The sequence below is a fragment of the Pseudomonas sp. 05N434 genome (assembly GCF_056396965.1).
Window position 1 is genome coordinate 1 of record NZ_JBFTMK010000185.1, and the last position, 8,311, is coordinate 8,311.

Consider the following 8,311-nt stretch of genomic DNA (forward strand, 5'->3'; position numbering starts at 1 on the left):
TTGTGGCGAGGGGGCTTGCCCCCGTTGGGTCGCGAAGCGGCCCTAAAACCTGCATTCGCGTTTTGTCAGGTACACCTTGCGKGATGGTTTCACGACTGCTTCGCAGCCGAACGGGGGCAAGCCCCCTCGCCACAGGGTTGCTTGGCCCCAAGACAAGTGTTCGATCAATAAGAAGCCCCGCCTGATCCGATCAGGCGGGGCTTTTGTGTTTCAGCAGGTGAAACTTAGTTCGAGCTGACAGCCGAACGCGGTATCACCGGCTGGTTGTCGTTGGAAATGGTCACTTCCACCCGACGGTTCATCGCACGGCCGGAGACGCTGGTGTTTTCGGCCACCGGGTATTCCTTGCCATAACCCTGGACCACGATGCGCGCCGGGTCGACACCCATCTTGATCAGGGCCACTTGCACCGAGGTCGCGCGGCGCTCGGACAGCGACTGGTTGTACGACGCCGCGCCGGTGCTGTCGGTGTAGCCTTCGACAATCACTTTACGGTCGGGGTTTTCCTGAAGGAACTGCGCCAGTTTGTTGATGTTCACCAAGCCGCTGGGTTTCAGGTCGGCCTTGTTGGTGGCGAACAGCACGTCACCGAACGTTACCAGCGTGCCGCGATCGGTCTGTTTGGCGTTGAGGCTGGCCTGCAATTGTTTGATCTGCTGGTCGCGGGCATCCAGACGCGCCTGGGCTCGCTGAGCCGCGGCGTTTTTCAGGTTATTTTCCGCGGTGCGCAGGGCGATGGTCTGCTTGGCCACTTCAACGCGCTGGTTGGTCAGGTAAGCCAGTTGGTCGACCTTGTTCTGGTCTTCCTTGTCCTGATAAGCCTTGTCGGCCTTGTCCAGGTAATCGCTGGCGTCTTTGGTTTCCAGTGCCGCGACTTTGCTGGCTTGCGGGTTGGCTTGCAGGCCGGCGTAGTTGGTACGGGCTTGCTCCAGGTTGGTGTTGGGCGGTGTGGCGCAGGCAGCCAGTGCAATGCTTGCGGCCAGGAGGGCGGGTATCATCAGTTGTTTGCGCATAACGGTTCGTCCTTTCTATCGATAAAAGTGTCAGGCCTGAAAATCGGGATGCGCGCTCACTGCACGGTGCGCTGACTTTCCTGACGCAGTTCCTGAACACCTTTCTGTGAGTCCTTTACAGCCTGTTCGGCTTTCATCGCCTGGGCTTTGCGTTCTGCCACTCGGGCGTCCCACTCGGCCTGTTCGGCGAGCATTTTGGCTTCGTCATACTTTTTGTCGTGCATGGCGATTTCGGCTTGTTTGAGCTTGTCCTGAGCGGACTTCATTTCCACCGCGGCGAATTCGGTGCCTCCGGCGCTGACGGCACTGTTCACGGTCGATTGAGTCACGGCGTATTGCTCGGTGGGCGGGTTGCCGGCGCATCCGGCCAGAACCAAACTGCTGCCGATGGYCAGGGCCGCCAGTTTGAGACCGCGCAGGTGGGTGGACGAGGATGAAGCAGTGCTGGTCTTCATGGTTTTCAACTCCGTTGGATAACTCCTGAAATACATCTGAATCCATCCTGGGCAAGGAGCCGCAACCTTCGATTTCCAGAGCATTTTGAAACGGCCGTCCCAGGCGTGGTTACTGGGTTGACCCGAGGCGTTTTTTAAAAGTTCAGAGAAAATGGCCTTTCGCCCGAAAAAACTTTGAGCTGACGGACAAGGCTCTAAATCGGGAACTTTAGTCGTGCRCAGGGGGATTTCCGGCCCTGCACGGGCCAGGAAATACGTATTTCTGGAAGGGGAGCAAGACGCGCAAATCAGTGTTTTGGCTTGTCGTTTTCGGTCGACAAATCGTGCAAGTGACGACGGGACAAGGCGAGAAAACGCGGGGTTGGACCGACGTCTTCGTACAGCGGGTCGCCTTCTTCATCGGTGGCGACCACCGTTGACCCTTTCACATACGGAAAGCTCGCTTCGAGCTCTTCCAGGGCGGCGCCGATCAATTCTCCGAGCAGTTCTTCAGGGTGCCGTTTGGGGTACATATCGATAATCGCCGCCAGCCGTGCGGCGGCTTCCACGTCCAGACGAATCGTATAGCCAGTGTCGGTCAGGCGACCCTTGGCGTTTTCTTCCMAGTGCTTGGCGAGCTCGCGGATTTTCATAATGACCTCATTACGCACCTGCTCATGGCAGGCCGGGTGAGTGTCCGGCGGTGGCCGGTGGTAAGCCGTTGTACGGCTTGTGTTGAGACTAGCTGCAAGGCTTGAAGTTTGACGGCCCCTTGCCGTCTGCTTGTAAGAACCGCTTTACAACGGCACTCTCTAATGACAAGGCTTCTATTTCAAAGCCTCTAACATCTAAAGCATAGCCGCCCGGATTTTCGCTGGAGAACTGCTGATGACCGATATTGATGCACGCTTGCGCGAGGACGTTCACCTGTTGGGTGAGCTATTGGGCAACACCATTCGCGAGCAGTACGGGGATGGCTTTATCGACAAGATCGAGCAAATCCGCAAAGGCGCCAAGGCCGACCGTCGCGGTTCGATGGATGCCGAACTCAGCGCCAGCCTCAACCAGTTGAGCGAGGACGAATTGCTGCCGGTGGCGCGGGCGTTCAACCAGTTCCTCAACCTGGCCAATATCGCCGAGCAATATCAGCTGATTCACCGCCGCGAAGAGTCACAACCCGCGCCGTTCGAGGCCCGGGTGTTGCCGGAGCTGCTCACTCGCCTGTTGGCTGYGGGGCATGACGCCGAATCCCTGGCCCGGCAATTGGGGCGGGTGGACATCGAGCTGGTATTGACGGCGCACCCCACCGAAGTGGCGCGACGCACACTGATCCAGAAATACGACGCGATCGCCGCGCAACTGGCGGCCCTGGATCATCGCGACCTGACCAGCGCCGAGCGCGAGCAGATCAAGACCACCTTGCAGCGCCTGATCGCCGAAGCCTGGCACACCGAAGAAATCCGCCGCACCCGCCCGACACCTGTAGACGAAGCCAAGTGGGGCTTTGCGGTGATCGAGCATTCGTTGTGGCAGGCGATTCCCAACTATTTGCGCAAAGCCGACCAGGCCCTGCATGCCGCCACTGGCCTGCATCTGCCGCTGGAGGCCGCACCGATTCGCTTCGCCTCGTGGATGGGCGGCGACCGTGACGGTAACCCCAACGTCACCGCCGCCGTGACCCGCGAAGTATTGTTGCTGGCTCGCTGGATGGCTGCCGATTTGTATGTGCGCGATGTCGATCACCTCGCCGCCGAATTGTCGATGCAACAGGCCAGCGACGCCCTGAAAGCCAAGGCTGGCGACAGCGCCGAGCCTTACCGCGCGGTACTCAAACAGCTGCGTGAGCGCCTGCGCGCAACCCGTAATTGGGCCCAGGCCTCCCTGACGGCCACCACGCCGGCGTCCGCCGATGTGCTGCAAAACAACCGCGACCTGCTGGACCCGTTGGAGCTGTGTTACCACTCGCTGCATGAATGCGGCATGGGCGTTATCGCCGATGGCCCGTTGCTCGACTGCCTGCGCCGAGCGGTGACGTTCGGGCTGTTTCTGGTGCGCCTCGATGTGCGACAGGACTCCTCGCGCCACACCGCAGCCATGACCGAAATCACCGATTACCTCGGCCTGGGTCGTTATGAGGACTGGAACGAAGAGGAGCGCATCGCCTTCCTGATGCGCGAACTGAACAATCGCCGGCCGTTGCTGCCGGCCTACTTCAAGCCGTCTGCCGACACCGCCGAAGTGCTGGCGACGTGCCGGGAAATCGCTGCCGCGCCGGGGGCTTCCCTCGGCTCGTATGTGATTTCCATGGCTGGCGCCGCTTCCGACGTGCTGGCCGTGCAGTTGCTGCTCAAGGAATCCGGCGTGTTGCGGCCGATGCGCGTGGTGCCGCTGTTCGAAACCCTCGCCGACCTCGATAACGCGGGCCCGGTGATCGAAAAGCTGTTGTTGCTGCCGGGTTATCGCTCGCGCCTGCAAGGGCCGCAGGAAGTGATGATCGGTTATTCCGACTCGGCCAAGGACGCCGGCACTACGGCGGCGGCCTGGGCGCAGTATCGGGCGCAGGAGCGTCTGGTGGATATTTGCCGGGAGCAACAAGTGGAGCTGCTGTTGTTCCACGGCCGTGGCGGCACCGTGGGCCGTGGTGGCGGCCCGGCGCACGCAGCGATTCTGTCGCAGCCGCCGGGGTCGGTGGCGGGGCGTTTCCGCACCACCGAGCAGGGGGAAATGATTCGTTTCAAATTCGGCCTGCCGGACATCGCGGAGCAAAACCTCAATCTGTACCTGGCGGCGGTGCTGGAAGCGACCTTGCTGCCGCCACCACCTCCTACGCCTGCCTGGCGCCATTTGATGGACGAACTGGCCGCCGATGGGGTCAAGGCTTACCGCGCCGTGGTGCGGGAAAATCCGCAGTTCGTCGAGTATTTCCGCCAGTCCACCCCGGAGCAGGAGTTGGGGCGCTTACCGTTGGGCAGCCGCCCGGCCAAGCGCCGCGCCGGCGGCATCGAAAGCCTGCGCGCCATTCCGTGGATTTTCGGCTGGACCCAGACGCGCCTGATGTTGCCGGCCTGGCTCGGCTGGGAAACGGCGCTGAGCAAGGCGCTGGAGCGCGGCGAAGGGGAGCTGCTGGGGCAGATGCGCGAGCAATGGCCGTTCTTCCGCACCCGCATCGATATGCTGGAAATGGTGCTGGCCAAGGCCGACGCCGATATCGCCCAGTCTTACGACGAGCGCCTGGTCGAGCCGGATCTGCTCCCTTTGGGTGCGCATTTACGCGACCTATTGTCGCAGGCCTGTGCGGTGGTCCTGGGGCTGACGGGTCAGTCCCAGCTACTGGCACATAGCCCAGACACCCTTGAATTCATCCGCCTGCGCAACACCTACCTCGACCCGCTGCATCTATTGCAGGCCGAACTGTTGGCCCGTTCGCGGCAGCAGGATGAAGCGCAGGGCAGCCCGGTAGAACAGGCGTTGCTGGTGTCTGTGGCGGGGATTGCCGCCGGTTTGCGAAATACCGGCTAAGGTTTTCGTCATAGGGAACAGGCACCTGGCGCGAGCGTCGAGTGCCTGTCGGCGAGCGGTTGAGAAGGTCTGTCAGGCGACAGTTAATGACGGGGTTGCGACTTGGGGTACCCCTTCGAAAGGGCACGTCCTGCGCAGGTTTCTCCGACTTTCGGCGGCTTGTGTGGGCAGGGCCTGCTGTGTATCTTGATCAGCCTTTGGCCGTTTGGGCGGTCACGACCCTATTTTTTGAGATTGGCCCTACGAGGCGAATCCTTTGTTTTGTTTAAGTAATTCTAAATAAAAAATTGAGGAGCACATCTAATGCGCGTCATTCTGCTGGGAGCTCCCGGGGCCGGTAAAGGTACTCAGGCTAAGTTCATCACCGAAAAGTTCGGCATTCCGCAAATCTCTACCGGTGACATGCTGCGTGCTGCTGTAAAAGCCGGCACCGAGCTGGGCATCAAAGCCAAAAGCATCATGGATGCCGGTGGTCTGGTCTCCGACGATCTGATCATCGCTTTGGTCAAGGACCGTATTGCGCAGCCTGACTGTGCCAACGGTTTCCTGTTCGACGGTTTCCCGCGCACCATTCCGCAAGCTGAAGCGTTGGTAGAAGCTGGCGTGGAACTGGACAACGTGGTCGAAATCGCCGTCGATGACGAAGAGATCGTTCAGCGTATCGCCGGTCGTCGCGTTCACGAGGCCAGCGGCCGCGTGTACCACACCGTGTACAACCCGCCGAAAATCGCCGGTAAAGACGACATCACCGGTGAAGAGCTGGTGCAGCGCAAGGACGACACCGAAGAAACCGTGCGTCATCGCCTGTCGGTCTACCACTCCCAGACCAAACCTCTGGTGGAGTTCTACCAAGGCCTGGCCGCTGCTCAGGGCAAGCCGAAGTACAGCCATATTCCGGGTGTCGGCTCGGTTGAAACGATTACCGGCAAGGTGCTTGAAGCACTGAGCTGAAAAGTCTGATCGGCTTCATCTTCTACGGCCCGCTTGCGGGCCGTAGTTGTTTATACTGGCGCACTTTTTCTGACCTCTCTTACGGATACATCGATGAGCACCTTGCTGGCCCTGGACACCGCGACTGAAGCTTGCTCCGTTGCCTTGCTGCATGACGGCAAGGTCACGAGCCATTACGAGGTGATCCCGCGCCTGCATGCGCAGAAGCTGTTGCCGATGATTCAGCAACTGCTGGCCGATGCCGGGACCACGCTGCAAGCGGTCGACGCCATTGCGTTCGGTCGTGGGCCGGGCGCGTTTACCGGTGTGCGGATCGCCATTGGCGTGGTGCAAGGGCTGGCGTTTGCGCTGGACCGTCCGGTGTTGCCGGTCTCCAACCTCGCGGTGCTCGCCCAGCGGGCTTATCGCGAACACGGCGTCAGCCAGGTCGCGGCAGCCATCGATGCGCGTATGGATGAGGTGTATTGGGGCTGCTACCGCGAAACGGCGGGGGAGATGCGGCTGGTGGGCAACGAAGCGGTATTGCCACCGGAAGCCGCCGCGTTGCCGGTCGATGCCAGCGGCGAGTGGTTCGGCGCGGGCACCGGTTGGGGTTATGCCGAGCGTATTGCAGTGAACCTGAGCGGCCAGGACGCGAGCATGCTGCCCCACGCCGAAGATTTGCTGACCCTGGCGCGTTTCGCCTGGGAACGCGGTGAAGCGATCATGGCCGATCAGGCGCAGCCGGTGTATTTGCGCGATAAAGTCGCGACCCCTAAAGCGCGTTAATCCACACGGTCCTGTGGCGAGGGAGCTTGCTCCCGTTCGGCTGCGGAGCAGCCGTAGAACCTGACGGCGCGATGTATCTGACTGCGCGTGGGGGGCAGCTTCGCAGCCCAGCGGGAGCAAGCTCCCTCGCCACAAAGTGTTCCAACCGCAGCTAATCATCAGTTTCTGCCCGCCGCTTTTAAACCTTTTCGCTTTTCTGTGTTCTAGTTATCACTCGGCGGTTTGCGAAGTGGGTAATGCGCCACTAAACTGCCATCATCGATACCGAGCATGCACTTATGCGTATAGACGGCGTTTCCTCCCAGTCCTACCCAATCAAGCGCAAGCCTCGTAAAGGCCATGTGTCTGAGGATGACTCCGTCGATGTCGACGGCGAGCTGGAATTCCCTACCGAAGAGCAATTGGCCGCCCGCGCCGCCAAAGCCTCCGCGCAACGCCTGAGCAATCTTCCCGCGCGTCAACAAGACATGATTTATCACCGCGCCATGAGCAAAAGCGTGGCGATGGCACTGGCCAGTTACCTGAGCACGGCCACTTTTGTCGACTGGGATGCGGATGTGCTGGGTCTCGACCTGTACATCTGATGCTGCCTTATTACCTCGGCTGCCCGTCCTGGAGCGAAAACGCCTGGCGCGACTACTTGTATCCACAGGACGCCAGGCCCGCCGAGTTTCTTGATCTTTATTCTCAAGTGTTCAACGCCGTGGAAGGCAATACGACCTTCTACGCGAGCCCGGCTGCCGCCACCGTGCAGCGCTGGGCCGAGACCATGCCCGAACACTTTCGCTTCACCGCCAAATTCCCCGGCGATATCAGCCACAGCGGTGACCTGCGCGAACAATTGACCGCCACAGAAACTTTCCTGCAATTGCTCAGCCCTCTGGGGGAGCGGGTTTCGCCATTGTGGCTGCAATTGTCCAAAAGCTTCACCCCGCAACGACTGTCGGAACTGGCCGGTTTTATTGATGCGGTGGACCGGCCGTTGGCGGTCGAAGTGCGGCATGACGAGTTCTTTGCCAAGGGCGATGCCGAGCGAATGCTCAATCGCCTGCTGCTGGATCGTGGCGTCGAGCGCATCTGCCTCGATCCGCGCGCGCTGTTCAGCTGCACCTCGACCGATCCTTCGGTACTCCACGCCCAATCGAAAAAGCCCAGGGTGCCGCCTCGCCCTGCGGCGTTCACTCAGTTTCCACAGGTGCGTTTCATCGGCCACCCCGAACTGGAAGCCAACGATCCGTTCCTGGTGCCATGGGTCGAGAAAATCGCCGTCTGGATCGAAGAGGGCCGCACGCCGTATATCTTTCTGCACACCGCCGATAACCTGCTGGCGGCGAAACTGGCACAACGTTTTCACGCACAACTGATGCAGCGTTTGCCTGGCTTGCCGCCGCTGCCTGAGCTATACAGAGAACCCGCCGCCGAGCAACTTGGTTTGCTCTGAAGCGGGTTTTCCCTTTTTCAGGAGTCTGCCAATGGATGCGCAAACCCTTCGAGCCCAGGCGTTCAAAGCACTGCACGAACGCGAGGGCGCCTTTGTCATTCCCAACCCCTGGGACGCCGGCTCAGCGAAAATGCTTGCCAGCCTGGGCTTCGAGGCACTGGCAACCACCAGCGCCGGTTATGCCT

9 protein-coding genes are annotated in these 8,311 nt (G+C 60.5%); 6 read left to right on the forward strand and 3 right to left on the reverse strand.

Features of this window, described 5'->3' with window-relative positions; all coding sequences use genetic code 11:
* Positions 1-224 precede the first annotated feature (224 nt).
* The 3 genes from lptF to AC1DLB_RS13870 all read right to left on the reverse strand — a co-directional run bounded on the left by lptF (position 225) and on the right by AC1DLB_RS13870 (position 2,100).
* On the reverse strand, positions 225-1,013 hold the full coding sequence (gene lptF, locus AC1DLB_RS13860) for a lipotoxin F family OmpA-related lipoprotein LptF (RefSeq protein ID WP_064616253.1): 789 nt from the start codon (positions 1,011-1,013) through the stop codon (positions 225-227).
* 56 nt (positions 1,014-1,069) lie between these two features.
* The gene (locus tag AC1DLB_RS13865; protein ID WP_477785137.1) at positions 1,070-1,468 is read right to left on the reverse strand and encodes a DUF4398 domain-containing protein; all 399 of its coding nucleotides are present in this window, start codon (positions 1,466-1,468) and stop codon (positions 1,070-1,072) included.
* A 287-nt stretch (positions 1,469-1,755) separates the two neighbouring features.
* Positions 1,756-2,100 (reverse strand): pilin assembly protein, encoded by a 345-nt coding sequence (locus AC1DLB_RS13870; RefSeq protein ID WP_477785138.1) that lies wholly within the window; start codon positions 2,098-2,100, stop codon positions 1,756-1,758.
* A gap of 235 nt (positions 2,101-2,335) precedes the next feature.
* Here AC1DLB_RS13870 and ppc point away from each other — a divergent pair, with 235 nt between their 5' ends.
* The 6 genes from ppc to AC1DLB_RS13900 form a co-directional block, all read left to right on the forward strand.
* Positions 2,336-4,966 carry a phosphoenolpyruvate carboxylase gene (gene ppc, locus AC1DLB_RS13875; protein WP_477785139.1) on the forward strand — a complete coding sequence of 877 codons (2,631 nt, stop codon included), beginning with the start codon at positions 2,336-2,338 and terminating at the stop codon, positions 4,964-4,966.
* Between the two features lie 303 nt (positions 4,967-5,269).
* A complete protein-coding gene (gene adk, locus AC1DLB_RS13880) occupies positions 5,270-5,917 on the forward strand; it encodes an adenylate kinase (protein ID WP_018926674.1) in 648 nt (215 codons plus the stop codon).
* 93 nt (positions 5,918-6,010) lie between these two features.
* A complete protein-coding gene (gene tsaB, locus AC1DLB_RS13885; RefSeq protein ID WP_477744506.1) occupies positions 6,011-6,685 on the forward strand; it encodes a tRNA (adenosine(37)-N6)-threonylcarbamoyltransferase complex dimerization subunit type 1 TsaB in 675 nt (224 codons plus the stop codon).
* A 278-nt stretch (positions 6,686-6,963) separates the two neighbouring features.
* Positions 6,964-7,269, forward strand: a complete 306-nt coding sequence (locus tag AC1DLB_RS13890) for a hypothetical protein (RefSeq protein ID WP_018926672.1) — start codon at positions 6,964-6,966, stop codon at positions 7,267-7,269.
* Complete coding sequence (locus AC1DLB_RS13895) at positions 7,266-8,126, forward strand: DUF72 domain-containing protein (protein ID WP_138867658.1); 861 nt, start codon at positions 7,266-7,268, stop codon at positions 8,124-8,126. The genes AC1DLB_RS13890 and AC1DLB_RS13895 overlap by 4 nt, the downstream gene beginning before the upstream one ends.
* 31 nt (positions 8,127-8,157) lie before the next feature.
* On the forward strand, positions 8,158-8,311 hold a 154-nt coding region (locus AC1DLB_RS13900; RefSeq protein WP_477785140.1), incomplete at its 3' end, for an isocitrate lyase/phosphoenolpyruvate mutase family protein.

Bases quoted from the DNA above. Each gene is read 5' to 3' on its own strand.
- lptF (WP_064616253.1), bottom strand. From the start codon at position 1,013: ATGCGCAAACAACTGATGATACCCGCCCTCCTGGCCGCAAGCATTGCA.
- adk (WP_018926674.1), top strand. From the start codon at position 5,270: ATGCGCGTCATTCTGCTGGGAGCTCCCGGGGCCGGTAAAGGTACTCAG.
- tsaB (WP_477744506.1), top strand. From the start codon at position 6,011: ATGAGCACCTTGCTGGCCCTGGACACCGCGACTGAAGCTTGCTCCGTT.
- AC1DLB_RS13890 (WP_018926672.1), top strand. From the start codon at position 6,964: ATGCGTATAGACGGCGTTTCCTCCCAGTCCTACCCAATCAAGCGCAAG.